General features: G+C 70.2%; 31 protein-coding genes. 13 read left to right on the top strand and 18 right to left on the bottom strand.

Going from position 1 to position 25,263, the window contains the following annotated elements; translation table 11 throughout:
• Positions 1–6: 6 nt before the first annotated feature.
• The 5 genes from BLQ91_RS10015 to BLQ91_RS09995 are packed head-to-tail and all read right to left on the bottom strand — an operon-like array spanning position 7 to position 5,753.
• The gene (locus BLQ91_RS10015) at positions 7–1,374 is read right to left on the bottom strand and encodes a cellulose binding domain-containing protein (protein WP_090096439.1); all 1,368 of its coding nucleotides are present in this window, start codon (positions 1,372–1,374) and stop codon (positions 7–9) included.
• On the bottom strand, positions 1,359–2,762 hold the full coding sequence (locus BLQ91_RS10010; RefSeq protein WP_090096438.1) for a beta-N-acetylhexosaminidase: 1,404 nt from the start codon (positions 2,760–2,762) through the stop codon (positions 1,359–1,361). The genes BLQ91_RS10015 and BLQ91_RS10010 overlap by 16 nt, the downstream gene beginning before the upstream one ends.
• On the bottom strand, positions 2,759–3,580 hold the full coding sequence (locus BLQ91_RS10005) for a carbohydrate ABC transporter permease (protein ID WP_090096437.1): 822 nt from the start codon (positions 3,578–3,580) through the stop codon (positions 2,759–2,761). Before BLQ91_RS10005 ends, BLQ91_RS10010 begins: the two co-directional genes overlap by 4 nt.
• Entirely contained in the window at positions 3,577–4,521 is a 945-nt protein-coding gene (locus tag BLQ91_RS10000; protein ID WP_090096436.1) for a carbohydrate ABC transporter permease, read from the bottom strand. The genes BLQ91_RS10005 and BLQ91_RS10000 overlap by 4 nt, the downstream gene beginning before the upstream one ends.
• A complete protein-coding gene (locus BLQ91_RS09995) occupies positions 4,518–5,753 on the bottom strand; it encodes an extracellular solute-binding protein (protein WP_218130212.1) in 1,236 nt (411 codons plus the stop codon). The genes BLQ91_RS10000 and BLQ91_RS09995 overlap by 4 nt, the downstream gene beginning before the upstream one ends.
• Before the next feature lie 179 nt (positions 5,754–5,932).
• On the opposite strand from BLQ91_RS09995, the gene BLQ91_RS09990 reads away from it, so the two are divergent.
• A complete protein-coding gene (locus BLQ91_RS09990) occupies positions 5,933–6,697 on the top strand; it encodes a GntR family transcriptional regulator (protein WP_090096435.1) in 765 nt (254 codons plus the stop codon).
• On the opposite strand, the gene BLQ91_RS09985 is transcribed toward BLQ91_RS09990, so the two are convergent.
• Positions 6,698–8,395 carry a cation:proton antiporter gene (locus tag BLQ91_RS09985; protein WP_090096434.1) on the bottom strand — a complete coding sequence of 566 codons (1,698 nt, stop codon included), beginning with the start codon at positions 8,393–8,395 and terminating at the stop codon, positions 6,698–6,700.
• A gap of 227 nt (positions 8,396–8,622) precedes the next feature.
• Positions 8,623–9,249 carry a class I SAM-dependent methyltransferase gene (locus tag BLQ91_RS09980; protein WP_090096433.1) on the bottom strand — a complete coding sequence of 209 codons (627 nt, stop codon included), beginning with the start codon at positions 9,247–9,249 and terminating at the stop codon, positions 8,623–8,625.
• Between the two features lie 70 nt (positions 9,250–9,319).
• Here BLQ91_RS09980 and BLQ91_RS09975 point away from each other — a divergent pair, with 70 nt between their 5' ends.
• Positions 9,320–10,240 carry an AraC family transcriptional regulator gene (locus BLQ91_RS09975; protein ID WP_218130211.1) on the top strand — a complete coding sequence of 307 codons (921 nt, stop codon included), beginning with the start codon at positions 9,320–9,322 and terminating at the stop codon, positions 10,238–10,240.
• A gap of 74 nt (positions 10,241–10,314) precedes the next feature.
• On the top strand, positions 10,315–10,803 hold the full coding sequence (locus BLQ91_RS09970; protein WP_425412451.1) for a GtrA family protein: 489 nt from the start codon (positions 10,315–10,317) through the stop codon (positions 10,801–10,803).
• Between the two features lie 31 nt (positions 10,804–10,834).
• On the opposite strand, the gene BLQ91_RS09965 is transcribed toward BLQ91_RS09970, so the two are convergent.
• Positions 10,835–11,080: a DUF2630 family protein gene (locus BLQ91_RS09965; protein ID WP_090096432.1), complete on the bottom strand. Its 246-nt coding sequence runs from the start codon at positions 11,078–11,080 to the stop codon at positions 10,835–10,837.
• A gap of 251 nt (positions 11,081–11,331) precedes the next feature.
• Here BLQ91_RS09965 and BLQ91_RS09960 point away from each other — a divergent pair, with 251 nt between their 5' ends.
• The 5 genes from BLQ91_RS09960 to BLQ91_RS09940 are packed head-to-tail and all read left to right on the top strand — an operon-like array spanning position 11,332 to position 14,050.
• Complete coding sequence (locus BLQ91_RS09960) at positions 11,332–12,186, top strand: lytic polysaccharide monooxygenase (RefSeq protein ID WP_245733309.1); 855 nt, start codon at positions 11,332–11,334, stop codon at positions 12,184–12,186.
• Entirely contained in the window at positions 12,171–12,719 is a 549-nt protein-coding gene (locus BLQ91_RS09955) for a DUF305 domain-containing protein (RefSeq protein ID WP_090096430.1), read from the top strand. Before BLQ91_RS09960 ends, BLQ91_RS09955 begins: the two co-directional genes overlap by 16 nt.
• A gap of 37 nt (positions 12,720–12,756) precedes the next feature.
• Complete coding sequence (locus tag BLQ91_RS09950) at positions 12,757–13,185, top strand: hypothetical protein (protein WP_090096749.1); 429 nt, start codon at positions 12,757–12,759, stop codon at positions 13,183–13,185.
• A 47-nt stretch (positions 13,186–13,232) separates the two neighbouring features.
• The gene (locus BLQ91_RS09945) at positions 13,233–13,637 is read left to right on the top strand and encodes a hypothetical protein (RefSeq protein WP_090096429.1); all 405 of its coding nucleotides are present in this window, start codon (positions 13,233–13,235) and stop codon (positions 13,635–13,637) included.
• Between the two features lie 29 nt (positions 13,638–13,666).
• Positions 13,667–14,050, top strand: coding sequence for a VOC family protein (locus tag BLQ91_RS09940; RefSeq protein ID WP_090096428.1), 384 nt, complete (start codon positions 13,667–13,669; stop codon positions 14,048–14,050).
• Positions 14,051–14,123: 73 nt separating this feature from the next.
• Here BLQ91_RS09940 and BLQ91_RS41130 read toward each other — a convergent pair whose 3' ends face one another.
• Entirely contained in the window at positions 14,124–14,495 is a 372-nt protein-coding gene (locus BLQ91_RS41130; protein WP_176959648.1) for an STAS domain-containing protein, read from the bottom strand.
• Between the two features lie 83 nt (positions 14,496–14,578).
• Between BLQ91_RS41130 and BLQ91_RS09930 the strand changes: the two genes are divergently transcribed.
• Entirely contained in the window at positions 14,579–15,589 is a 1,011-nt protein-coding gene (locus tag BLQ91_RS09930) for a sensor histidine kinase (RefSeq protein ID WP_245733308.1), read from the top strand.
• On the opposite strand, the gene BLQ91_RS09925 is transcribed toward BLQ91_RS09930, so the two are convergent.
• The 4 genes from BLQ91_RS09925 to BLQ91_RS09910 form a co-directional block, all read right to left on the bottom strand.
• Positions 15,523–16,023 carry an MSMEG_6728 family protein gene (locus BLQ91_RS09925; RefSeq protein WP_090096427.1) on the bottom strand — a complete coding sequence of 167 codons (501 nt, stop codon included), beginning with the start codon at positions 16,021–16,023 and terminating at the stop codon, positions 15,523–15,525. The genes BLQ91_RS09930 and BLQ91_RS09925 overlap by 67 nt on opposite strands.
• A gap of 3 nt (positions 16,024–16,026) precedes the next feature.
• Complete coding sequence (locus BLQ91_RS09920; RefSeq protein WP_090096426.1) at positions 16,027–16,482, bottom strand: general stress protein; 456 nt, start codon at positions 16,480–16,482, stop codon at positions 16,027–16,029.
• A 117-nt stretch (positions 16,483–16,599) separates the two neighbouring features.
• Complete coding sequence (locus BLQ91_RS09915; protein WP_090096425.1) at positions 16,600–16,788, bottom strand: DUF3072 domain-containing protein; 189 nt, start codon at positions 16,786–16,788, stop codon at positions 16,600–16,602.
• Between the two features lie 57 nt (positions 16,789–16,845).
• Positions 16,846–17,187 (bottom strand): hypothetical protein, encoded by a 342-nt coding sequence (locus BLQ91_RS09910; protein WP_090096424.1) that lies wholly within the window; start codon positions 17,185–17,187, stop codon positions 16,846–16,848.
• A gap of 113 nt (positions 17,188–17,300) precedes the next feature.
• On the opposite strand from BLQ91_RS09910, the gene BLQ91_RS09905 reads away from it, so the two are divergent.
• Positions 17,301–17,657, top strand: a complete 357-nt coding sequence (locus BLQ91_RS09905; RefSeq protein WP_090096423.1) for a DUF6401 family natural product biosynthesis protein — start codon at positions 17,301–17,303, stop codon at positions 17,655–17,657.
• Between the two features lie 49 nt (positions 17,658–17,706).
• Here BLQ91_RS09905 and BLQ91_RS09900 read toward each other — a convergent pair whose 3' ends face one another.
• The 5 genes from BLQ91_RS09900 to zapE all read right to left on the bottom strand — a co-directional run bounded on the left by BLQ91_RS09900 (position 17,707) and on the right by zapE (position 22,587).
• A complete protein-coding gene (locus tag BLQ91_RS09900) occupies positions 17,707–18,528 on the bottom strand; it encodes a mechanosensitive ion channel family protein (RefSeq protein ID WP_090096422.1) in 822 nt (273 codons plus the stop codon).
• A gap of 80 nt (positions 18,529–18,608) precedes the next feature.
• A complete protein-coding gene (locus BLQ91_RS41125; RefSeq protein WP_176959647.1) occupies positions 18,609–18,785 on the bottom strand; it encodes a hypothetical protein in 177 nt (58 codons plus the stop codon).
• Positions 18,786–19,338: 553 nt separating this feature from the next.
• Positions 19,339–20,403 carry a family 2 encapsulin nanocompartment cargo protein terpene cyclase gene (locus tag BLQ91_RS09895; protein WP_245733307.1) on the bottom strand — a complete coding sequence of 355 codons (1,065 nt, stop codon included), beginning with the start codon at positions 20,401–20,403 and terminating at the stop codon, positions 19,339–19,341.
• Between the two features lie 16 nt (positions 20,404–20,419).
• Positions 20,420–21,274: a geranyl diphosphate 2-C-methyltransferase gene (locus BLQ91_RS09890; protein ID WP_090096420.1), complete on the bottom strand. Its 855-nt coding sequence runs from the start codon at positions 21,272–21,274 to the stop codon at positions 20,420–20,422.
• 374 nt (positions 21,275–21,648) lie between these two features.
• Entirely contained in the window at positions 21,649–22,587 is a 939-nt protein-coding gene (zapE, locus tag BLQ91_RS09885) for a cell division protein ZapE (protein ID WP_090096746.1), read from the bottom strand.
• A 32-nt stretch (positions 22,588–22,619) separates the two neighbouring features.
• Here zapE and BLQ91_RS09880 point away from each other — a divergent pair, with 32 nt between their 5' ends.
• From BLQ91_RS09880 to BLQ91_RS09870, 3 genes are all read left to right on the top strand, one after another.
• On the top strand, positions 22,620–23,561 hold the full coding sequence (locus BLQ91_RS09880) for a pirin family protein (RefSeq protein ID WP_090096419.1): 942 nt from the start codon (positions 22,620–22,622) through the stop codon (positions 23,559–23,561).
• A gap of 351 nt (positions 23,562–23,912) precedes the next feature.
• Positions 23,913–24,314, top strand: a complete 402-nt coding sequence (locus BLQ91_RS09875; protein ID WP_090096418.1) for an SsgA family sporulation/cell division regulator — start codon at positions 23,913–23,915, stop codon at positions 24,312–24,314.
• A gap of 72 nt (positions 24,315–24,386) precedes the next feature.
• Positions 24,387–25,202 carry a helix-turn-helix domain-containing protein gene (locus BLQ91_RS09870; RefSeq protein ID WP_176959646.1) on the top strand — a complete coding sequence of 272 codons (816 nt, stop codon included), beginning with the start codon at positions 24,387–24,389 and terminating at the stop codon, positions 25,200–25,202.
• The last annotated feature ends 61 nt before the right edge of the window (positions 25,203–25,263 follow it).

Below are 25,263 nucleotides of genomic sequence, written 5' to 3'. Positions count from 1 at the left end.
GCACGGTCACACGTTGTCGACGTGCGTGACACCGGAGTTGCGGTAGTCCTGCACCGCCGTCCTCACCTGGGCCGGGCTCAGCACCTGGTCCTTGGCGAAGTAGACGTAGTCGACGTCCTGCTGGTAGGCGCGCTCGGCCGAGCTGCCCTGCAGGCCGCCCGAGATGAACCACAGGTTGAAGTTGATCGACATCGGCGTCTCGGGGTAGTACTTGTCGCCGTGGTCGGCGACGAGGGTGCCGTCGATGTAGTACTTCACGCGGCCGTTCGACACCTGGAACACGAGGTCGTGCCAGCCGTTGTAGCTCTGGCGCTGGGAGTTGTGGATGTTGTCCGCCACCCACGGCTCGTTCTGGTAGGTCTCCCAGGTGGTCTCGTACATGATGTTGCCCTGCTCGCCCCAGCCGCCGTTGGGCAGGTACTCGAAGTCGATCTCCCCGTAGTTCGGGGCCATCGGCGCGTCGAGCGGCGTGATGGTGAAGAACGTCTGCACGACGTGGTCACCGTCGGGGCCGAAGACCGGCGCGTCGCTGAACCTGACCCTGGCGGCGTAGGTGCCCTCGAAGAACTTGCGCTGGTGGAACAGTTCCGTCTGCTTCGCGGCGGAGCCGTTGTTCCACGAGTCGAGGCGCAGGACCTTCTGGCCGTCGACGGTCGGGAACGTCACGCGCGACGCGTCCCACTCGGCTCCCGGCACACCGGGGCCGCCCGCGCCCGAGCGGACGGTCCAGCCGCGCTGGCTGATCCGCGAGTCGCTCGAGTTGTTGTAGGCGAAGTCGTCGAACATCCTGGGGCCGTTGGGGTTCGGCGGGGTAGACGACGTCGTCGTGGTGGTGGGCGGGGTTCCGCCGGGGGCGGTGCCCCACAGCAGCGTGCCGCCGCGGTGGACCGTCACGCGGTTCCACGCCGTGTACGAGCTGTCGGCGCGGAACGAGTAGTCGTCGGTCTGCGTGATGGGGCCCCAGTTCGTGCGGTAGAACCGCAGCTGGAGGTCACCGGAGTCCTGGCCGGGGGCCAGGGTGCCGGCGCCGGAGGTGAAGCCGACCTCCAGGTAGCGGTCGGCCGGGCCGCCGGTGAGCGTGCCGAACTGGCCGGTGACGTTGCCGCAGCCGCGCACCGCCCAGGAGCAGGCGAAGCGGTAGCCGACGTCGGGCGTCTCGCTCCTGAAGTAGTAGCGGACCTTGATGTCGGACAGCGGCACGCTGGTCGTGCCGGAGTTGACCAGCTTGAGCCAGGGCTCGACCTGGTCGGCGGTCGCACCGGACGCGCTGGTCCGGTACTGGGCGGTGATCGCGTCGGCGGCGAAGGCGTTCGGCGCGACGGCCAGCGCCCCCACGGCGAGCGCCGCGCAGGACGCGGCTAGGAGTGCTCGCAACGTTCTCTCCTCATTTCGGCAGGGATGGACAGGGCGGCGAGCCTGGAGGAGTGGGAGCGCATCCGGGTGGTGAAGCCCTCCCACTCGGGACGCTGGGACCAGAGGGTGTCGGCCAGCGCGGCGAGGCGGGGAAACGCCAGGTACTCGAGGTGGTCGCGGGTGCGGACGTGCTCGGTCCACAGCTGGCACTGGGCGCCGAACACGCCGTCGGGCAGCGGCACGTGGTAGACGTCGCGGGCGGTCACGACGTACCCGGGCTGGCCGGGCGGTTCGTGCGTGCCGTCCGACTGCGGGTAGTCGAGGTAGGTGGAGGTGTGCGGGGTCATCACGACCGGCTGGCCGCGTTCGAGGGCCTTCTCCGCCTGGGTCTCGTCCTTCCACGGCATCACGACCGAGCGCGGGTCGCCGGTCGGTTCCCAGGCGGCGGGGACGCGGCCGTGGTCGAGCAGGTACTGGGCGGCTTGGCGCAGGAAGCTGCCGTGCACGTCCTCGGGCAGCAGGCACTCGTCGCCGCCGAGGTGGACGTGCTCGCCGGGGAAGACCGACAGCACCTCGTCGAGCACCTCGCGGACGAACCCCAGGGCGTGCAGTCCGAACGCGGCGTCGCTGATGCCCCAGCGGGTCCAGACCGGCAGCGGTTCCGGCGCGACGCCCAGGTCGGGGTAGGCGGCGAGCGCGGCGCGGGCGTGACCGGGCATCTCGATCTCCGGCATGACCCGGACGCCGCGCTCGGCGGCGAAGGCGACCAGGCCCTCCAGCTCGGCGCGGGAGTAGGTGCCGCCGTGCGGGACGCCGTCGCCGTTGGTCTCGGTGCGCCAGCCGCCGACCGAGGTGAGCAGCGGGTGCCTCGGGACCGGCATGCGCCAGCCCTGGTCGTCGGTCAGGTGCAGGTGCAGGACGTTGAGCTTGTGGAACGCCATGAGGTCGATGAACCGGCGCAGCACGGGCACCGGCTGGAAGTGCCGGGCGACGTCGAGCATGAACCCGCGCCACGGCAGCCTCGGCAGGTCCCGGATGTCGACGCCGGGCAACGTCCAGGCCACGCCGGGCACGCGTTGCGACCGCAGCGCCTCGACCGGCAGGAGCTGGCGGATCGTCTGGACGCCGTGCGCCAGACCGGCAGCGGTGCCGGCCCGCAGCAGGACGCCGTGCTCGGTGACGGTCAGCGCGTAGCCCTCCGCCCCGAGCCCGACGAGCTTGGCGTCGAGGGTGACGAGGACCTGGCCGTGGTCGGTGATGGGCAGCGGCAGGCCCGTGGCGGGGCGCAGCAGCGTGCGCAGCAGTCTCGCGGCGGGCTCGGCGCCCGGCGTCACCCGGACGCCGGTGCCGGCGTCCAGCGTGAACCCCTTGCCGCGGCGCACGGTCCTGCTGGGAAGCGGGACGATCACCCCTTCACCGCCCCTCCGACGATGCCGGTCGTCACCCGGCCCTGCAGGACGATGAAGATCAGCAGCACGGGCAGCATGAACAGCGTCGACGCGGCCATGGTGGCCCCCCAGTCGGTGCCGAAGGTGTTGTTGAACGAGGACAGCCAGACCGGCAGCGTGCGGTCGTCCTGGTCCTTGATGATCAGCACGTTGGCGAAGGCGAACTCGTTCCACGCGGTGATGAACCCGAACAGCGACGTCGCCAGCAGCCCCGGCGCGAGCAGCGGGAACACGACCTTGCGGAACGCCTGCCCGCGCGAGCAGCCGTCGACCTGCGCCGCCTCCTCCAGGTCGACCGGGATGGCCGCGAGGAACCCGCGCAGCGTCACGATCGTGAAGGGCAGCGTCATCATGAAGTAGACCAGCGTGAGGATCCAGAGCGTGTCGAGCATGCCGGTGTCCCTGGCGATGACGTAGATCGGGATCAGCAACGCCTCCCAGGGCGTCATCTGCGCGATGAACACCATGAGCACGAAACCCCTGCGCCCCTTCCACTGCAACCGGGCGATCGCGAACGCCGCCAGCAGCGCCACGAGCAGCGCGAGCAGCACCGCCCCGCCCGCGACCAGCAGGCTGTTGCGCCAGAAGGAGAAGAACCCCTTCGCGGCGACCGCGGTGCCGAAGTGGTCGAACGTGATCGGGATCGGCAGGAACGTCGGGGTGGCGCTTTGGATGTCCCTGGTGGGCTTGAAGGCCGTGAGGACCATCCAGTACACGGGGAACACCGAGACGGCGAACACGAGCAACGCCGCCGTGGTGCGGGAGATCCGTCCGATCATGCTTCCCGCTCCTGCCGGTAGAGCTGGCGGAAGTACGCCAGCAGGGCGAGCACGAGCAGCAGCACCATGAGCATCGACACCGCGGCGCCGAGGTCGTAGCGCTGCAACGACTGCGCGACCTGGAAGGCGTAGACCGGCAGCGTCGTCGTGGCCTGCCCCGGGCCGCCCTGGCTGATGACCCAGATCTGCACGAACGCCTTGACGACCCAGATCACCTCCAGGCACGTGATCAGGCCGAACATGGGCCGCAGCAGGGGGAAGGTGATGGTGGTGAACACCCTCCACGCCCCGGCGCCGTCGATCCGCGCGGACTCGTACAGCTCCTGCGGCACGGTGATCATCGCCGCGTACAGCGACAGCGCGGCGAACGGGATCGACTGCCACACGATCAGCGCCACGAGGATGCCGAACGTCGCCTCGCCGTCGGCGAACCACGTGTAGTCGCGGTACTCCTCGAAACCGAGTGCGACCAGCGCCCAGTTCACGACGCCGAGCCGGGACTGGAAGAGCCACTGGAACACCGTGGTGGCGGCGATGACCGGCGTGGCCCAGGTGAGCACGAGCCCGCCCATCACCAGCAGCCGCAACCACTTCCCGAGGCGGATCAGCAGCAGGGCGACCAGGGTGGACAGCACCATGATCAGCACGACGTTGATCGCGGTGAACCACAGCGTCCGCCTCACCACCGCCCAGAACTCCGGGTCGGCCAGCACCCGCGCGTAGTTGGCGAGGCCGACGAACCTCGCGTCCCCGCGCACGAGCTGCGGCAGCCCGAACTCCTGCAGCGAGATGACCACGTTGCGGACCAACGGGTACAGCAGCAGGTAGGCGGTGGTGAGGAGGGTCGGTGCGATCAGCAGGTACGGCAGCACCGGTCGCTTGCGGCGTTTCGGGGCGGCCGGCGCGCTCTCCCGCACCGGCCGTTCGGCGAGCAACGTCATTTGCCCGAGTTGAGCGCTTGGGTGATGACCTCGTCGGCCTTGGCGGCCGCCGTCTTCGGGTCGGCGCCCGTCAGCACGGCGGTCTGGAACTCCTTGATCGGGTTGCGGGCCTCGACCGCCGTCCAGTTGGGCGAGTTCGGGGTGGCGAAGCCGTTGGCCGCGCCGACTGCCATCGCCGCCGTGCCGGGGTCGTCGCCCACCGAGGACGCGAGCGACTTGCGGTTCGGCACGTAGTTCATCGCCTTCGCGAGCTCGACCTGCCACTTGTCGCCGGCGAGCGCCTTGACGACCTCGTACGCGCCGTCCTGCCTGCTGGACGCGAGCGGCACGATCAGGTCGGAACCTCCGGTGAACACCGCGCCGGGCTTGTCCGCGGTCTTGCCGGGGATCGGGAAGAAGCCGATCTTGCCCTCCAGCTCCGGGTTGGCCTTCGTGACGAGCTTCGCCGCACCGGGCACCGCGATGAACTGGGCGACCTTGCCTCCCGCCACCACGTCGGTCTGCTGCGGCTTGGCCTCGTCGGAGTCCTTCGGGCCGTCGCCGAGCGCCTGCAGCTGCCTGTAGAAGTCCATGCCCGCCAACGCCTCCGGCGTGTTCAGCGAGCCCTTCCAGCTGCCGCCGTCCTTCTTCGCGAGGTCACCGCCCTCGTCCCAGACGAACCCGGACAGCGTGTACCAGTTCTGGCCGGGCAGGTAGATGCCCTGCTGGTCGCCCTGGTCGAGCTTCGCGGTGGCGGCGAGCCACTCCGCGCGCGTCTTCGGCGGCGTCACCTGCGCGGCCTCGAACAGGTCCTTGCGGTAGATCACCACCCGGTTGGCCGCGTAGAACGGGATGCCGAACTGCTTTCCGTCGACCGCGCCGGGCTCGGCGAGGCCGGGGATCCAGTCGTCACCCCGCAGCTCGGCCTTGCGCGCCGACAGATCCGTGACACCCTTGCTGGCCACGTACTGCGCGACCTGGGTGTTGCCGACCTCGATCACATCGGGCGGATCGGTGCTGGCCAGAGCACTGGTCACCTTCTGCGTGATGCCGTTCCACTCCTGGATCTGGATGTTCAGGTCGAGGTTCGCGTGATCGCGTTCGAACTCGCTCTCGAACTTCGACACGAACTCCTCGGTGGCCGTGTCCTTCATCAGCCACACGGTGATCTCCTGCTTCTCACCCCCTCCCGCGGACGTGCCGCAGGCGGACAACGTGAGCGCGAGGACTAACAGGGCAGCGGAGCGCGACACGACTCACCTCTCGCTGGGATATGACCAATTGGTCAGGTCTCGACGGGTGAAGTAGAAAGTGGCATAGACCACTTCTCAGGTCAATACCCTGGTTGGATGCGTGAGAGCGCTCTCGGCGTGGATCAGACTGGTTACTTACCAGTGGTATGCCATACTGGCCGCCTACGAAGCGGAGAGGCATGGGCGAGGCGATCCTCAAACGTGAGCAGGTTCGCGACTACCTGCTCGAACTCATCGAGACCCACCCGGCGGGCGCCCCCATCCCGGCCGAACGCGTGCTGTGCCAGCAGCTCTCGGTCTCGCGCCCGACCGTCCGCTCGGCCGTGGAGGAGCTGGTCAACACCGGCCTGCTCGTCCGCCAGCACGGCCGCGGCACCTTCGTGGCCCGCGCCAAGATCACCCAGGAGATGGTCTCCGGCCCCGGGTCCATGTCCCTGCCCCGGGCTTCGGGCACCTGGGCGTCGCGCGTGCTCGAGCACGCCCGCATCCCGGCGGGCGCACGGGTGGGCCGGCGCCTGCGCCTCTCCCCCGCCGCCGAGATCCACTACATCGCCCGGCTGCGCCTCGTGGACGGCGAGCCGATGGCGCTGGAGCACCTGCACGTCCCCGCCGCCGTCGCGCCGTCGCTGACGTTGCACGACATGGAGTCCGGCGACTTCTACGACCGCCTTCGGGAGCACGGGGTGCACGTCCTCGAGGCCGTGCAGTCGATCGAGCCGACCGTGGTGAACGAGTCCGAGGCCTCGCTGCTCGGGGTGCCCGTGCTGGCACCCGCGTTGTTGTTCGAACGGCTGACCACCGACGCCGACGGGCGGCAGGTGGAGTACGTGCACTCGATCTACCGCGGGGACCGGTACCGGATCATGTCGCGGCTGACGCTCGGGGCGTCGCCGCGCAGCACCGTGGACGTGCAGGCGCGGATCGGCGGCTCGGGCCCGTTCTGATCACGCGAAGCGGGCGCTCTGGCTGTCGATGAAGTTCTGCGCCTTCTCCAGCGTGTGCGAGGCGTAGGTCCCGCTCGCCCGCGCGTCCAGCAGGGCGTTCTGCTGAGCGTCCAGCATCAGGCGCTGCAGCTCGAACCGCTGGTGCAGCCGGCTGTCCCCGTCCTGCTCGACCAGCTTCTCCTCGATGCTCTCGCTCATCGCGATCGTCCGCTCCAGCGTCTGCTCCAGCAGTTCGTCGTCGAACGGCTCGCCGTTCTCGCGGCACAACGCCGAGCTCTCCAGCAGCGTCCTGCTGGCCGTCACGAGCTCCCCGGCGAGGCGGGCGTACTCGCGCCGTTCGTGGTCGGCGTCGTTGCCGCGGATGCCGAGCCAGCGGATGACCAGCGGCAACGAACCGCCCTGCACGACCAGGGTCACGATCGCGACCGTGAAGGCGATCAGGACCAGCTCGGAGCGGAACGGCAGGTCCTCGGGCAACGTCTGCGCGGCGGCGACCGTCACCACCCCGCGCATGCCCGACCAGGCGAGCACCGCGCCACCTCGCCAGCTCAGGCCTTCGCTCGCGTAGAAGGCGACGTCGGCCTGCTTCCGTCGCAGCACGCGGATCCCGCGGTCGTACCTGCGCTCTTCACCAGGACGAGGTCCACGGGCGGTGAACCGGTCCACGAACGAGTCGAGCTTGCCGGTGAACGCGTCGGCGCGGCGTTGCTGGCGGCGCAGCAAGGCGATCAGCGGAACCATGAACGCCACGCGCAGCACGACGAGAGCCGCGGTGGCCACGACGCCGATGACGAGAGCCCGCGTCACGCCGTCGCGGGCCACGGCACCGACGACCGAGGTGAGCTCGAAGCCCATCAGCAGGAAGACGCCGTTCTCCAGCAATAGCTGGATGGTGCGCCAGTTCGTGCGTTCGGAGATGCGGTCGTGCGCGCTGAACCGGCGGGCGCTCAGGTGACCGGTGATCAGTCCCGCCACGACGACGGCGATCACGCCCGACGCGTGCAGCTCCTCGGCCGGGATGAACGCGAGGAACGGGACCACGAAGGAGATCGCGGTCGTGAGGACCGGCTGGCCCTGGATCCTCGACCTCGCCCACACCGACACGAGTCCGACGGCGGCGCCGACCACGACACCGACGGACACCGCGTACGCGAAGTCGCCCAGTGCGCCGCCGAACGTCACGCTCGCCGTGATCGCCAGTACGGCCGTGCGCAGCAGGACGAGCGCGGTCGCGTCGTTGACCAGGCCTTCACCTTCCAGGATCGTGACGAGCCTGGGCGGCAGGCCGAGCTTCTTGCCGATCGACGTCGCGGCGACCGCGTCCGGCGGGCTGATCACCGCGCCGAGCGCCAGCGCCGCCGCGAAGCCGATCTCGGGCAGCAGCCACCAGATCAGCAGGCCGGTGCCGAACGCCGACACCGCCACCAGCAGCACCGACAGCGAGCCGATCGTGGCGAGGTTGCGCCGGAAGTCGACCACCGGCACGTTCACCGCCGCCGCGTGGAGGATCGGTGGCAGCACGACCACGAGGATCCACTCGGGTTCCACGACCAGGTGCGGCGCGCCGGGCAGCTGGCTGCACCCCATGCCGACGAGCACCAGCAGCACGGGCGCCGCGACGCCCAGCCCGGGCGCGGCGTACGACACCACCACGATGATCAGCACGGCCGCGACGGCGAGCAAGGCCCATTCCTGCATGACGTGCAGTTTGTCCCACCAGGACGGACTCGCCCGTGGAGCCACGCCGGTCAGGGAGCGGGGAGCACGTGGCGGCCGTCATGATCCGGGCTCGGGCACAGCGAGCAGATCCACTCCTTCCACGCCGACGAGCCGGTAGCGGTGCGCCACCGAGCTTCCCCGCTACCGGAACCGTTGGCGTCAAGGCGACATCGCGCAGGCCCAATCGGTCTACAATGGACTTGCCGCTAGTGGGCTGTCGCGACCTCGACGCCGACTTCGCCGAACAGCCGCAGCCGGTGGCGCCTGGTGGGCTCGACGGAGAACCCGGCGGCGGCGATCCGCTTCGGCACCGCGTCACCGACGTTGTCGCGCAGGTGTTCCCTCATGTGCCCGTGGTCGTGGAACACGGCGTCGGCGAGCACCAGCACCCCGCCCGGCCGCAGCACGCGGTGCACCTCGCGGAGCATCTCGTCCTTCGACGACGTGTCCAGGTGGTGCAGCATCAGGCTGGAGAACACCGCGTCGAACGAGTCGTCGGGGAAGTCCAGCTCCTGCGCGAAGCCGCGGTCCAGCCGCACGCGCAGGCCGGCGCGGCGCAGCTTGCTCTCCGCCCTCGCGAGCATCTTCAGGTCGGGGTCCACGCCGGTGAGCTCGACACCGGGGTGCTGCTTCCCGATGGTGCGCAAGAGGTTTCCCGTGCCGCAGCCGACGTCGAGAACGCGCTGCCCCGGCCTCAGCCCCGCCGCCGCGGCCATCCTGCCGTGCACACGACCCAGTCCGGAGACCCGGTGCACGACCTCGTAGAAGGGCAGCAGGTAGTGCTTGCCCATGCCGGGCAGGTAGTCCCGCTCCTGGGACGATGTTTCGGTCATGAACCCATTCTCGCGCCCAGGACAGCAAGGTTTCTGCGTCGATTGACGGTTTGAGTGGGATGATTTGACGGTGCGCACCCGACGAACGGCACCGAACGCCGACGAGCCCGCCACCTACACCTGGCAGCCCGCTCCCGGCGAGCTGGCGGTCGCGGCCATGCGGCTCGGCCACGGCGCTGACGTCAACGGCGCTCACGAGGCGCACGCCCACGACTTCCCCGGCCTCGCGTACTTCGCCGAGCCGGGTGGCGTCGTGCGCACCGGCAAGCAGGTCCGCCACGTCGAGGCCGGCGACCTGTTCGTCATCGCGCCCGGCGACGTGATGGGCCGGACCCACAGCGACGACCTGCTCGACGCGCACGGCTGGGGCGTCTTCTTCACCGCCGACGCGCTCGGCCCCGACACCCCCGGCGCGCACCTGGCCTGGCGCACCCACCCGTTGCTGTTCCCGTTCGTCCACGGCCGGGCCGTCGACGCCCTGCGGCTCAGGGTTCCCGAGCAGCAGCGCGGCGAGTGGACCGCCCGCGTCGAGGCGCTGCACGACGAGCTGCGGCACCGCCGCGAGGGCTACCGGGAGGCGGTCTCGGCACACCTCGTCCTGCTGCTGGTCGCGGTGTCGAGGCTCGCCGCGGACGTCGTCGGCGACCTGCGCGAGAACGCGGAACCGCTGCTGGCCGAGGTGTTCGACGTGATCGAACGCCGCTACCCGGAACCGCTGTCGCTGCGCGAGGTCGCCGCCGCGGTCCGCATCTCCCCCGGTCACCTCACCTCGACGGTGCGCAGGCGGACCGGCCGCACGGTGCAGGAGTGGATCACCGAACGCCGGATGGTGCAGGCGCGGCGGCTGCTCGCCGTCACGGACCTGCCGATCGGCGACATCGGGCGGCAGGTGGGCTTCCCGGACCCCGGCTACTTCGCGCGCACGTTCGGCAAGGTGCACGGGACGAGCCCGACGCGGTGGCGCGGGTCGAACCAGTTGAACGGGCGCTGAACTCCCGGGGACGGCCTGTCGATCACCCGCGGTTCGCCGGATTCGTCCCGTTGCGGCATGGCACTGTCGGGGGCATGACCGGCACCACCACCGTGCACGACGGCCGACGAGACCTCGGTGCGAGGTTCCACGACGCGATGGAAGTCGTCGCGAGGTGGCTGCCGTTCGGCCTCTCCCGCGTCGTGGCGCCGAGCCTCCTCGGGTTCGCGTTGATCAACGGGTTCACGTTCGGCGTCGACCTGCTGCTGCTCACGCTCTTCCGCGGCGGCCTGGGACTGCCGGTGCCGATCGCGTTCACCATCGCCTACGTGATCGCGTTCGGCCTGAGCTTCGCGCTCAACCGCGCGCTGAACTTCCGCTCGCACGCGCCGGTCGGGCCGCAGGCCGGGCTCTACGCGGTCGCGGTCCTGGTCAACTACCTGGCGTTCGTCCTCGGCGTCGGCAGCGCGCTGACCGAGCTCGGCCTGCAGTACCACCTGTCCCGGATCGTCGCCGGGGCGTGCGAGGCCGCGTTCATGTACAGCGTGATGCGGTGGGTCGTCTTCCGCGACGCGAAGGCCTGACCTACTGCAGCCTGACCTACTGCAGCCTGACCTACTGCAGGTAGCCCTCGACCTCGCCGACCGGGCGGGCGGGGACGTCGTCGGCGTCCTCGCCCCGAGCCCGTGCCGACCGGCGCCGGCGCAGCAGGTCCCAGCACTGGTCCAGGGCCTCCTCGACGGACCGCAGCCGGGCGTGCTCCTCGTCGGTCGAGATCTCGCCGGCCGCGAGCTGCTCACGCAGCCTGTGCTCCTCGTCGACCAGTTCGTTGATACGGCCCAGCACGTCCTCGTCGCTCATCCGCCCGACTCTACGACGATCTCGCCGCACTCGCGGGAGGACGGGACGCGGCTGCGGCAGGTTGTCGAAGCACCTCGGCGTGCCGCACACCGCGAGTGCGTTGTGGACGGTGTCCGAATGAGGGCGATTCGTCCGGTTGACGCAGTGAAATGGTTCAACCACCTCTTTACACTCGTGAACAGGGCCGCCGAACCCGACACGCGACCACCTCCCCGTGGGGTGTTCGCCACCTCCGCCTGCCAGGAGGCGTTGTGAAGACACGGAACCGGCTTGCCCTTGCGAGCTTCACGGCCACCACCGCCGTGGTCGTCGCGTTCATCGTCCCCACCACTCCCGCCATCGCGCACGGCACCATGTCCGACCCGGCGAGCCGGGTCTACACGTGCAAGAACGAGGGCCCCGAGACGCCGAAGTCCGACGCGTGCAAGGCGGCCGTGGCCGCCGGTGGCACCCAGGCGTACTACGACTGGAACGAGGTGTCGCTGCTCGAAGCCGGCGGCCGACACCGCCAGCTCATCCCCGACGGCAAGCTGTGCAGCGCGGGCCGCGACAAGTACCGCGGCCTCGACCTGCAACGCGCCGACTGGCCCGCGAAGCGCGTCTCCGCCGGGCCGCTGACGGTGACCTACCACGCGTCCGCGCCGCACTCGAACAGCAACTTCGAGTTCTACATCACCAGGGACGGCTGGAACCCGACGCAGCCGCTGCGGTGGTCGGACCTCGTGCACCTGCAGACGTTCAACAACCAGAACCCCGGCACGTTCACCAACTGGACGCTGAACCTGCCGCAGCGCTCCGGCCGCCACGTCCTCTACTCGATCTGGCAGCGCGTGGTCGGCAGCAACGAGGCCTTCTACACCTGCTCGGACGTCGACTACGGCGGTGGCGGCACGCCGCCGCCGAGCACGACGACCACCACACCCCCGCCGAGCACGACCACCACGACGACTCCCCCGCCTGCCGGGGGCACGTGGGCCGCGGGAACGACGTACTCGGTCGGCAACCGCGTCACCTACGGCGGCGTGAACTACGAGTGCCAGCTCGCGCACACCGCCCTCGCCGGCTGGGAACCGCCGAACACGCCCGCCCTGTGGCGACGCCTCTGATGCGGTTGTTGCTGCTGGCGCTCGCCTTCGCGGTGTCCGGCTGCGCCACCACGCAGCCGGACGCCGTGCTGCGCGGCGATCCGCTCGACGTGATGTTCCTGCAGATGATGCTCCCCCATCACCAGCAGGGAGTGGAGATGGTCGCGCTTGCCCGCGACCGCGCCCGCAACGAGGAGCTCCGCATGCTCGCGGCCGCCATCGAGAAGACCCAGGCGACCGAGGCCGACACGATGAGGAACTGGCTCACGTCGTGGGGAGAGCCGCTGACGGCACCGCCGGACTCGCACGCGGGCCACGGCGGCATGCGGCAGTCGGATCCGCAGGAGGTCGCCCGGCTGTCGGCGCTGCGCGGCGCGGAGTTCGACGAACGCCTGCTCAACGTCATGATCGCCCACCAGGACGACGCCGTGCAGATGGCGCGGTGGGAGGTCGGCAGCGGTGCGAACCAGGAGGTGAAGGACCTCGCGGACCGGATCGAGAAGTCCCGCACGGCCCAGATCGGCCTGATGAAGAAGTTCCTCGGCACGACGTGACGGGTACTCGGTGGTCACGCACCGAGGAGGTCAGGCCATGATCAGCCGCTCACTGCTGGGGCAACTGCCCGTCCGCGCCGTCACCGGGGCGTTCGTGCTGCACTCCGGTCTCGGCAAGCGCGGTGCCGACCGGGAGACGGCCGAACGTCTGCACGGCTGGGCGTCGAGCACCTACCCGGTGCTGCGCCGGATCGACGCGCAGCGGTTCGCGAAGCTCCTGTCCGCGGGCGAGATCGCCGTCGGCGCGGTCCTGCTGGCGCCCTTCGTCCCGGCGGCCGTCGCGGGCCTGGCGCTCACCGGGTTCGCCGGGGGCCTGCTCGGCCTCTACGCGAAGACGCCCGGGATGCGGCAGGAAGGCAGCATCTGGCCGACCGACGAGGGCATCGGCCTCGCGAAGGACGTGTGGCTGCTCGGCATCGGCCTGTCCCTCCTGATCGACGGCGTGCCGCGCTCCGACCACCGCTGAGTCCGGCCGGAGCCGCGCTACCACCAGCCCCGACCGAGGAGGCCGACATGCAACCCGTCCCGTTCATCCCGTGGGTCTGGCGCGACCCGTCCTGGGTGGACCCGCCGGAACACGACCAGGACGAACTCGCCGACCGCCCCGACACCGGCCTGATCGGCTACGAGGTCGAGGCCACCGATGGCGGCATCGGCAAGGTCGACGAGGACAACGCGAAGGTCCCGCACGACTGCCTGATGGTCGACACCGGTCCGTGGATCTTCGGCCGCAAGGTGGTGCTGCCGGTCGGCACCGTGCGGCACGTGGACCACGCCGAGCGGAAGGTCCACGTCGACCGCACCAAGGAGCAGATCAAGAACGCGCCGGAGTACGACGCCGACGACCACGACGGTTACCGCGGCCGCACCGACGAGTACTACGCCGACAGCTACCGGCTGATGCCGCCGATGCTCTAGTCCTTCGCAGGAGGTCTAGGCTGTCCCGCATGGTCTCGGTGCTGCAGAACGTGGCGATCGACTGCGCCAACGCCTACGAGCTGGCCCGGTTCTGGAGCGAGGTGACCGGCCGCCCGATGCACCCGGACGACAAGCCGGGCGACGCGGAGGTCGAGGTGCTGCTCGCCGAGGGCCCGGTGCTGCACTTCAACCAAGTTCCGGAGCCCAAGCAGGTCAAGAACCGCCTGCACCTGTGCCTGCGGCCCGAGACCACGCGGGACGACGAGATCGAGCGGCTGCTGGGCCTCGGCGCCACGTTCGTGAGCGACCACCGCAACCCCGACGGCACCGGGTGGGCGATCCTCGCCGACCCGGAGGACAACGAGTTCTGCGTGCTGCGCAGCGCGGAGGAACGGGCCAGGACCGAGGCCTGACGTCCTCGCCGTCCCGGACCACGGCGGGGGTGCCACCCTCCTGAACGCAGGGGCGGATGCGGGTCCGACGGGGTCAGGCCACGGCGGGCGGCAGGAACGCGTCCCTCACGGACGACCGCACGCCCAGCACGCCGGTCAGCTCCAGCGCCCGCAACGGCCGCAGCACCACGGCGGAATTCGCCACGACCACCAGCGCGCTGCCGCGGCGCAGGCTCAGGTCCCGGTGGTCGAGCAGCAGGCCGATGCCCTGGGCACCGAGGAACGCGAGGCCCGTCAGGTCCACCACGACGGGAGCGGGCGGCACGACGGCACCTACCGCCTCGGCGAGGCAGTTCGACAGGTGGTCGGCCGTTGTGCAGTCGATCTCGCCGGCGACGTGCACGAGGACGGCGTCGCCCACTCTCTCGCGGGTGGCTCGGAAGGGGACTTCACCGTCGGTGAGCACGAGGCAACCTCCAGTCGGACCCGGCGCGAACGGCCGTCGCACGGGCTGGTTGCTCAACCCGCTCCGACCGTAGCGCAGTCCCCGTGTGCACGCGGAGCGACGGATTCCCCGGCATCGGCCGCGCTGCGGCTGCCTCGATCGGCCTGCGGTATTTCGAGGTAATATCGGTCGTCGTGACCGGTTTCTTCCACGAGACCGCCTTCTACGGCTCCGACGACGACTTCCTCGCACATGTCGTTCCGTTCCTCGAGAACGGGCTGCGCGCGGGAGAGCCGTCGGTGGTGGCGTGCGGCGAGTGGAACACCTCCCTGGTGCGCGGCGCTCTCGGCCGTGGCACGGCTGTTCTCTACGTGCCCGGCGCCGACCAGTACTCGCGGCCGTCCGAGGCCATCTCGCAGTACCGCGCCCTGTTCCGAGAGCACACCGAGGCGGGCTCGCGGCAGATGCGCGTGGTCGGCGACGTGCCGCACCCCGGCGTGGGCGTGCGGTGGGACTGGTGGGCCCGGTACGAGGCCGCCGTGAACCAGGCCTACGCGGAGTTCCCGGTGTGGGGCCTGTGCCCGTACGACACGAGGACCACTCCGCCCGAGGTGCTGGCCGACGTCACCAGGACGCACCCGAACGTGGCCACCGCACCCGGCACCCACGAGGTCAACCCCGGCTACCGCGAAGGCGTCCCCGGCTCGACGCAGGTCCCCGACCCGCTGGAACGGCGCAGTCCGCTGGTCGAGCTCGTTGACCCGACCGCCGGCGCGGTGCGCGAAGCCGTCGGCTCGGTCATCGGTCGGCTGCGCCTGGGCGAGGACGAGTCGCACGACGTCGTCTACGCGTCCAGCGAGATCGTCACGAACGGGCTGACGCACGGCACCGCTCCGGTGAGGTTCCGGCTGTGGGCGGACGAAAAGCGCGTGGTGGTCTCGGTGACCGACCAGGGAAGCGGACCGTCCGACCCGTTGGCGGGCCTGGTGCCGACCACCGAGACCCTGTCAGCCGGGCTCGGGCTGTGGATCCTGCACCGCACGTGCGACTACGTGTCGATGGGCCGCGACGCCGACGGGTTCACCGTGCGGGTGAGCGTGGGCGGCCAGACGTAGGGCAGGTCGTCGGGCACATCCGGGAAGAACCGGCGGTAGTGCCCGGGGTCCTTGCGGACCAGCGCCGACTGGTGGCTGCGGTGCACCGCCTCGTCGCCGAGCCACCCCGGCAGCTCACCCGCGGCGGCGAGCTCGGCCTGCGTGCGCACCACCGTGATGCCCCTGGCCTGGGCGAGGTCGGTGCGCATCGTGGCCTCGCAGGTGTCGACGAACCCCTGGGCCCGCCATTCCGCGCAGATCTCGACGCCGTACCGGACGAGCGCCTCCTCGAACCCGACCCACATCTTCACCGCGGGGTGGTGGCGCCAGCCGTGCCCCGGCACCACCAGCGCCCGGTGCACCTGAAGGGTCTCGACCCGCTGCTTTCCGAGCCTCCGCCGGTCCAGCACACGGGCTGAAGCGGCGAAGTCGGGGTACGGCAGGAAGGTCTGCACGGCTCAGAGCACGTAACGCGCCGCCTCCGCGGCCCGCTCCCGGTCGACGTGCACCTCGTACCGCTGGGCCTCCAGCGACATCACGCTGGAGAAGTCTCGCCGGCCGCGCGTGCTCCAGTGCGCGACGAAGCCGAACACCGCTCCCCAGAAAGCACCGATCACGAGGCTGATCAGCACGAACCACACCCAGGTGGTGTCGGCGGAGAACAACCCGAACAGCAGGCCGATGAAGACGCCGAACCACGCGCCGCTGGCCGCGCCGGCCAACGCCGCGCGGCCCCTGGTCAGCCGTCCGGTCACCTGCTCGACGGTGCGCACGCCGTCGCCGACGATCCGCACGCTCTCCACGGGGAAGCCGTCGTCGGACATCCTGTCGACGAGCCGCTGGGCGCCGAGGTAGTCGGCGAAGGTCGCGAGCAGGCTCGACTCGGTCCTGGTCACTTCGTGCTTGATGTCCACGCGGACCGGGTTCCCCCGATCACACACAGCAAACGGCACGCGGGAGGGACGCGGCCCGCCGGGCGGACAGGCGCACCCGTCCGGCCCGGCGTTGTCGGGCCAGGTCCGTCCGGGTGGTCAGTTCCCCCGGCCGGTCTTGTCCTGCAACTGGTCGATGAGCTGCGACGCCTCGACCTTGGTGAGCTCGGCGGGCACTTCCTCGCCTGCTTCCTGGGCGAGGGTGTTCAGGTAAGACTCCTGCGGGCCGGTCATCGGCTCGTCACCGGTCGTCCAGTCCTGCGGGTCCTTCTCGGGCGTGCGGTTCACTACCGTCCCCTTTCACTCGAACGCCCGTTCGAGATACCCGGGGTGACGGCGGCTTAATCACCGGCCGAGGACGACGTCCCCCGGAGTGGACGGCCCGGGCACGACCACTGCGGGCCGCACGCCGGCGAGCAGGCGGTGCGCGACGGTCAGGAGCATTCTCGCCTCCATCCGCTCGCCGAAGCGCAGATGTTCCTCCGCCGCTTCGACACACCCCACGACCTGCGGGGACACCACCGCCCCGGCAGCGGCGCACGCGGCCACGGCCTCCCTGAGGCCTTTCCGCGCATCGTGCCCCTCGACGTCGGCCAGCGCCGAGCAGACGGCGTTGTCCAGCTTCTCCAGCGCGGTCATGCGGATCTGCCGCAGTGATGTTTCGTCGAGTTCCGTGGTCACGGTCATCGCCCGCCTTAACAGCCGTGGATCGCGCCGACTGCTTGCTGCAATTGAGCCGGATACCCCCTTTCGAGCACCCCCAAACCGGCGCTGGAGGGGACTTTGGATACCGTGGCGGGATGCGTGCGACCTGGCGTGAGAAGAACGCGCGACAGTGGATCTCGGAACTGTCCGGCCGGATCGGGCTGGCCGGGTGGACGGCGCTGGCGATGACGCCCGCACTCGCCGCCGAGGTGGACCAGCACGGCGCGGCCGTGCGCGACATCCTGCTGCTCGGCGTGGAGGGCGCAGGCACCGTGGGCGCGGTCGTGCTCCTGGCGGCGTACGGACGTGGTCTGCTCGACGACGTGACCGACGCGGACTGGACGCCGACGTCCTGGCTCGGTGTCCGGCTCATGGCCGTCTGCCAGCTCGCGCACCTGCACGACGTGAAACCGCTGAACGACGACGTCGTGGCGCTCCCCCGCCTCGCATGAACAACGAGGCGCGCCCCGAGCGGGATGCGCCTCGTTCGACGAGCCGGGGTCAGCGGTCTTCAGGCCTCCGCGTGCCGAGCACCGGGTCCTCCACCGGCGCCTGCCGGCCCACCGCCGGGACCGGCTCGGTCATGGGCTCGGCCGGGGTCGGCTGGACCCCACCGCGCACGGCGTCCTCACGCCCGCGTTGGTAGGCCTGTGCCTGTGCCTGCGCCTGGGGCAGCTCCTGCTCCGCACGACCCAGCCAGCCTTCCCAGCGCTGCTGCATCGGCCGCACGAGGCCGCCACCCACACCGACGACGAGGATGCCGCCGACCGTCGCGAGCACCGCGATCAGCACCGGCGTGGTCACCGTGGTGGCGACGCCGATCTGGTTCAGCGCGGCGATGATGCCCAGCGCCCAGATGAACACCGAGGCGATGTTGGCGACGATCCGGCCGTAGGACAGCCCGCCGAGCGCACCACCGATGAAGTCCTTCACCGCGGTGGCCACGGCGCCCGCCACGACGACGATGATGATCGCGACCGCTGCCCTGGGCAGCCACGCCACGATGCCCGTCAGCAGCTCGGAGACGGGGTTCGGGCCCCACACGCCGAACGCGATCTGCAGCGTGATGAGGATCAGCGCGTAGTAGACGAGCTTCGCGAGCAGGTCGGACGCGTCGTACTTGCTGCGCGCCAGCATCTGCTTCACGCCGCCGCGCTCCACGAGCCGGTCGAAGCCGACCCGTTCGAGCACCTTGTCGACGAGCTTCGAGACCGCTTTCGCGACGAACCACCCGATCAGCAGGATCAGCAGGAACGCCGCGAGCTTCGGCACGAAGGTGGCTACGGCGCGCCAGGCGTCGGTCAGCCCCTGTTGGAAGTCCATGTCGAGCTCCCTTCGCACGGGCGCCCGGCAGGGCCACCCTCACCAGGCAGTACCCGGCGAGGGTGGACTTCACACGGTTTTCACGAGACCTGGCGCAGCTCCCGATCGCTCGCCACGAGGTGCTCCCAGGTCCGCCCGCGCTGACTGGGCGGCGCCGAGCCGTCGGCGGTGCACACGGGGTACACCAGGCCGAAGGGAACCGGCTGATCGAACTCGTCACCGGTGCGAACGTCCACGAGATGACGCACGTGTGCCATGACAACCACTCCTCACGACCGACGGAGGACACACGCGTCCGGGCAGTTACCCGAACGGGGGACCTGGGGTTTGGGACCATCGAATACCCCGTGAGCTGCGCGAACATGCGCGATGCAATTGCGACATCAGAGTGAATCTATCCGTCCACAATGGACTAACTCGCCGTGGTCGCGAGAGTGGAGGTCCCGTCGTGCGGCACGGCCAGGAGCTGCATCCGCCGTGCACGACAGGTGCCCGACGACGTCGACCGCAGCGCGGGAGCGAGTTCCCGGCCCCCGGTCGAACCGCACGACGACGCGTCCTCGGGAGAGGGAGAGGCCGAGCGGGCCGAGGGCGACGGCATCGGAATCCCTCACCACCAAGGGAATCCGCCCTCGCGGAACGGCGAGCCTCCGGGCGGGTGCTCACCGGCGCCGAACTGACCGGGTGGCGCAGTCACCAAAGAGGACGCGGACGGCGTGCCGGTGCTCGTGCTGCGGCCGGCCGGCGCCCTGGGTCCGCGGCTGGTCCCTCGCCTGAGCCCCTCGCGGGTACCCGCGAGGGGCGTGGCGGCTACCGGTAGCGCGGGTGGGTGGTGTGCCACTCGAAGCCGCCGCCCATCCAGGCCTTGGTGCCCTTCAGGAACCGGTGCAGCTCCGGCGACGGAACGGCGAGCAGCGCCCTGTGCCCGGCCTCGAAGTCGCGCACCAGCTGGTTGTGCAGCTCGACGGTCCGCGCGGTGGCCTCGGCGATCGAGCAGCCCCTGTCCGCGGCGATCTGCAGCACCATGTTGCAGACCGGCTTCTCGTCGGCGGCGTCCTTCTCCACCGACACCAGGTCGTTCACGACCACCGAAGCCGTGCCCGCGGCCGTGAGCAGCTGCCGCACGCGCGGGTCGTAGTACAGCGGTGCCGGCAGCTCGTAGCCGCCGACGGCGTCGATCAGCGTCATCGACGTGTAGAAGGTGTCGTGCTGCCTTGTCGCGAGGTACTGCCACGCTGGCGGGTAGTTGCCCGTGTGACGCCAGGCCGCGTAGGCGCCCCACGACACGAACATCGCGAACGTGGAGTAGCAGACCCTCTGCACAACGGTCGCCGTGCTGCGCGAAGCCAGGTGCGCGATGCCCGATCTGAGGCCGACGAGCACCGGGTCGGACGCGATCCTCCCCTCGAGGTCCTCGGTGAACTCGGCGGCGGGCGCCACCGGGTCCATCGCGGCCATCGCCAGCGCCAGGCGCGGCGGCAGCTCGGCCGGGACGGCGCCCATCTCGGTGTCGTCGGCGTACAGGTCGTCGGCGGCCCACCACGCCGCGTTCAGCTTGGCCGCGATCAGCAGCTGGTCGACGTCGTCGGTGTCCACGTGCGTGAGCACCGCGAGCCGGCCGAAGAGGCCGCCCAGGAACCGTTCCGGCTCCTCGAAACCGCACTCCCGCGCCCAGGCGACCAGCCGTTCGTCCACGGCGGCCGCCAGCAGGGCGTCCTCGCGCTCGAGCACCGGCACGTACAGCGGCGGCGCCGTGCCGTCACCCCACGGGCGGTCGGCGTAGCCGGCGTCGGCGGACAGCTCGGCGGCCCCGGGCCGTCCGAACCGGGCGGCGGAGGTGCCCAGCCCGGACGGCCTGGTGAGGAGATCCCTCAAGTCGGACACGGTGGCGTCAGATCCTGTCGGCGACGATCAGCAGGTAGTGGAACGACCCCTCCCGGTAGGCGGTGAGGAACGGGTCCTCCACCCCGGTCGCGACCGACGACTGGGCGCGCAGCTCCCAGTACGGGATGGTGTCCGGCGTCAGGTCGACGACGCTGATCGGCACGAACCCGTTGTCCGCCAGCGCGCGGAAGTACTCGCTGCGCGGGTGGATGTTGCAGATGTAGTGCTGGTCGATCTGGCTGACCGCGCGCGACCGCAGGCCGGTCAGGTCGTTGGAGCAGCCGGTGATGCAGACGTACCGGCCGCCGGGGGCGATGAGCCGCGCGAACTCGCCGTACAGCTGCTGGAGGTCCACGTACATCGTGGTCTCGTTGGTCCAGATGCCGTTGAACGAGCCGGTCTCGAAGCCGGTGTCGAGCATGTTCTTGAAGTGGAACTTCACCTGGTCGGCGACACCGCGCTCGACGGCCTGCCGGTTGGCGAACGCCACCTGCTCCTCGGAAATGCTGACGCCGTCGACGCGAGCGCCGAACCGGGCGTTGGCCATGAAGCTCGTGCCACCGCGGCCGGAGCCGCCGTCCATCAGGTGGGGGGTGGCCGGGAGGTCGCCGAACGCGTCGAGCAGCACCTCCGCCTGGGCCGTCTCCAGCCGGTGCATCTCGGCGATCATCACCTGGTCGCGCACCGAGGGCGGGGCCTGCAGCACCGCGGGGTCGTACTGCCCGAGCCCGTAGTGGTGGTGGTAGAGGCCGTCCACCTCGCCGAGCTTGATGTTGACCGGGTCCTTCTCCTTGTTCCAGTAGTCCGCTACGGAACGCTGGTAGTCGGTGCGCAGGACCGGCTTCACAGTGGGGCTCGCCATACCTGGGTGGCTCCTGTTCGTTGGAACGCTCACTGTCGAACAGCCACTGACCCTTGCAGCTTCCGGCCCAACGAGCGATCCACCGTTCAGGCTTGGTTCGGACACGAACGGGTAGGCCGCAATGCTTGTGCGTACAGGTCCCTTAACCTGGCCAACGGGTCCTGGACCCCCCACTTTCGTGGGGTTCCCGCGCCCTACCGGATGACTCGAACGCGAAGATCGCGAGCGCCAAGTGGCCGATCGTCGTCGGCAGCGGCCCGAACTCCGCCTGCGGGACGGTCGACGTCTCGGCTTCCCGGCGTGATCGCGTTGACCACGATCACGCCAATGGCAGGGGTTCTGCTCCCCATCGGCGGTGGGAGCGGCCTCACCGTTCACCCGGTCGAGTTGATCAGCTCCAGTCGGCTGGCGGTGCGGGCGAGGTCGAGTGCATCGCCACCGATGATTTCGGCGAGGGCGTGGTCACTCACCAGTGTCAGCCGCACGTCGGCGTCCACGAGGACGTCCACGACGTTCGCGAACCGTTGCTGCGCCTCGCGGTCGCACGTGCTCATGCGCGGCACGCCGACGAGCACCCAGTCGTCGAAACGCGCGGCGAGTGCGAGGTAGTCGTGCGTGGACGTCGGTTTCTCGCACAGGTCGCCGAAGCCGAACCAGACCCGCGACCCCTCGACGCCGAGGGCGGTGATCGCCCGACCGTGGACATCGAGCGTGACGGGTGTGGCGGGGACCTCGGCGTGCCCGCGGATCTCCCCCGTCTCGAACCGCGACCGCGGTGTCCCGTGCAGGTGCCGGTAGTCGGTGGGGCCGTGGAGCTCGACGACGTCCATCAGTTCCTTCACCAGCGCGATGCCGGGCAGGAAGTGGTCGTGGTAGAGGGGGTTGGGCAGCAGGCCGTCCGGCGGGTGGTTGGAGGTGGCGATGATCATCACCCGCCGCCGCCGGAGGAACTCCAGCAGGCGGGTCATCAGCATCGCGTCACCGACGTCGTGCAGGTGGAACTCGTCGAACGCCAGCACCTCGGCCTTGCCGACGAGCTCCTCCACCGCCTTCTCGACGGCGCCGCGCCGGTGCAGCCGTTCGGAGATCCGCGCGTGCAGCTCCCGGAAGAAGGCGTGGAAGTGCACCCGCTTCTTGGGTCCCGGCACCACGTCGAAGAACGCGTCCGCGAGGAAGCTCTTGCCCCGCCCCACCGGACCGTGCAGGTAGACGCCCCGGCGCCGCTCCCCCAGCTCCTCCAGCCGCGCGACCACCGCCAGCTGGGCCTCGTCGAGCACGTACCCGCTGCTCGACACGTGTGCCCGAAGATCCACCGCCACCCCCGCGCCAGCTTACGATCGGACCCGTGAGCAATGTCGAGGCCGAGCCCGCAGAAGTGACGTGCACCTCCACCCCCGGCGGCGTGGAGGTCCTCGGTCCGCGAGACGTCCCGCTGGGCGGCCCGCGCGCGATGACGGTGCGTCGGACGCTGCCGCAGAAGCAGCGCTCGCTGATCGGCGCCTGGTGCTTCTGCGACCACTACGGCCCCGACGACGTCAGCATGGACGTCGCCCCGCACCCCCACACCGGTCTGCAGACCGTGAGCTGGCTCTTCACCGGCGAGATCGAGCACCGCGACAGCCTCGGCGTCCACGCGCACGTGCGCCCCGGCGAGCTGAACCTGATGACCGGCGGCCGCGGCATCGCCCACTCCGAGGTCTCCACGCCCTCCTCCACCGTGCTGCACGGCGTCCAGCTCTGGCTGGCCCTGCCCGACGCCCACCGCGACGCCCCGCGCGACTTCCAGCACCACGCCCCGCCGACCGTGGAGGTGGACGGCGCCGCCGTCCGCGTGTTCCTCGGCTCGCTCGCCGGCTCGACGTCCCCCGTCCGCACGTTCACGCCGCTGCTCGGCGCCGAGGTCGTCCTGCCGGCCGGGAGCACGCTGACCCTGGACGTCGACCCGGCGTTCGAACACGGCGTCCTGCTCGACACGGGCGATGTCGCGGTCGGGGAGACCGCTCTGCGGCCAGGAGACCTCGGGTACGTCGGCACGGGTCGCTCCACGCTCACCCTGTCGTCGGCCGAGGGCGCGCGGATCGTGCTGCTGGGCGGCGAGCCGTTCGGCGAGGAGATCGTCATGTGGTGGAACTTCGTCGGCCGCACGCACGACGAGATCGTGGCGTTCCGCGACGAGTGGCAGGCGGGCGGAGACCGGTTCGGCCGGGTCGAGGGCTACCCCGGTGACCGGCTGCCGGCGCCGCCGCTGCCGGGTGGGCGGTTGCGGCCGCGCGGCAACCCGGCCTGACAGGAGGGCGGCGAACCGCCCGTCGGCGGCCCGACAGCGCCACACGAGCATCCCTCACTTTCCGTGCCGAACCACCTACGGAAAGCGCCGAATTCCTTAAGTCGAATGCAAGGTGGCGTCATCCCACGGTCTCGACATTCGGGCAGCCGAAGCCGCGCCGCCATCCACAGATGACCGAACCCACCAGCGCAAAGTGATGAAAACACCAGGTCAGACGAGGTGAGTTGACTCGTCTCACCCCGTGGCCGACCCCGGTTGTCACAAATCATACTTCAGGACCATTGAAAATCACGTTCCCATCGCTTTTCCTGATCGAGGCATCCACGAAGGGTGCCGCGCGTCCAAGGGGGCATGACGAACGTGACACGAGTGGGTGCCGAGTCGGTCTTCGCCTTCATCGCCCCCTCCGGGCGCACCATGCCCGTCGAGGTCGAGCTCGGCTACCGCGCCGACGACCCGCACGCCGTGACCATGACGTTCCGCATGGGCCGCCAGGAGACCGTGTGGCTCGTGAGCCGCGACCTGCTCGCCGACGGGTTGATCACCACCAGTGGCGCGGGCGACGTGCGGCTGCGCCCCCACAACTCGACGACCGCAGTGCTCGAGCTGCAGTCCGACGTGTCGCACGCGGTGTTCCACGTGCGGTCGTCCGAGCTGCAGGAGTTCCTCAACTCCACCTACGACGTGGTCGCCCCCGGTTGTGAGAACGACTTCGTGGACTTCGACGCGGAGTTGCGCAAGCTGCTCGACTAGAGCGTCGCGGAGCCCGTTTTCACCCGAACGAGCGCGTACCTTGGACTGTTTCCAACCCATACGTTCGAGGTCGTGACCGTGACGACTTCCACCGCGTACAGCAGGGATCTGGGCGACGAACTGCGCCGGCTCCGGCAGAGGTTCACCGGGCTGAGGGGCCGCGGGCTCGCCGTGCAGCTCGGCTGGGATCCCAGCAAGGTGTCCAACATCGAGCACGGCAAGGTCCGGGCGAGCGAGATCGACCTCGTGCAGTACCTCACGGCCTGCGGCAAGGACATCGACTTCATCGAGGGCTTCTTCCGCCGCTACCGCAACGCCTTCGACCCGTACCTCGCCCAGGTGCCGGACAACCCGCGCACGCTCGTGATGACGGAGGCGATGGCCACCAAGATCACGGCGTACGACGTGCTGACCGTGAACAGCCTCCTGCAGACACCGGGTTACGCGACCGCCCTGCAGGCGGTGACGGGGACCGTGCCCGACGACGTCGACCGGCAGGCGGTGCTGCGCCGGCCGACGCGACCCGACTGCGTCTTCTACCTCCACGAACTGGCGCTGCGGCTGCGGCTCGGGGACGCCCACGTGATGGCGGAGCAGTGCGCGTGGCTGATGGCGAACTCGAACCTCGTGCGCATCGTGCCCGCCGAGGCCGCGACGGCCGCGTTCCAGTCGACGTGCACGCTGTTCGAGTTCGAGAAGGCTACGCCCCTCGTCTACGTGGAGTCCGACCTGGCGAAGGTGTTCGCCCAGGACGAGGCGGCCGTGGAGCGGACCAGGAACCTCTTCGAGCTCCTCGACGCCGTCGCGCTGGACGAGAACCAGTCGCGGCGCAGGCTCGCCGAGTACCGCGGCCCCACGCCGTTGCGCGCCCTGGCCAGGACTCGATAGCCCCCAGCGGTTCGGACCCGCGGCCGCACCACGCCCGGCGGCCGCGCTGGCGACCCGGGCC

The sequence above is a fragment of the Lentzea jiangxiensis genome, assembly GCF_900104175.1.
Lineage (GTDB): Bacteria > Actinomycetota > Actinomycetes > Mycobacteriales > Pseudonocardiaceae > Lentzea > Lentzea jiangxiensis.
Note: the sequence above shows the minus strand (reverse complement) of the source record. Positions and strands in the feature narration are given on the sequence as shown.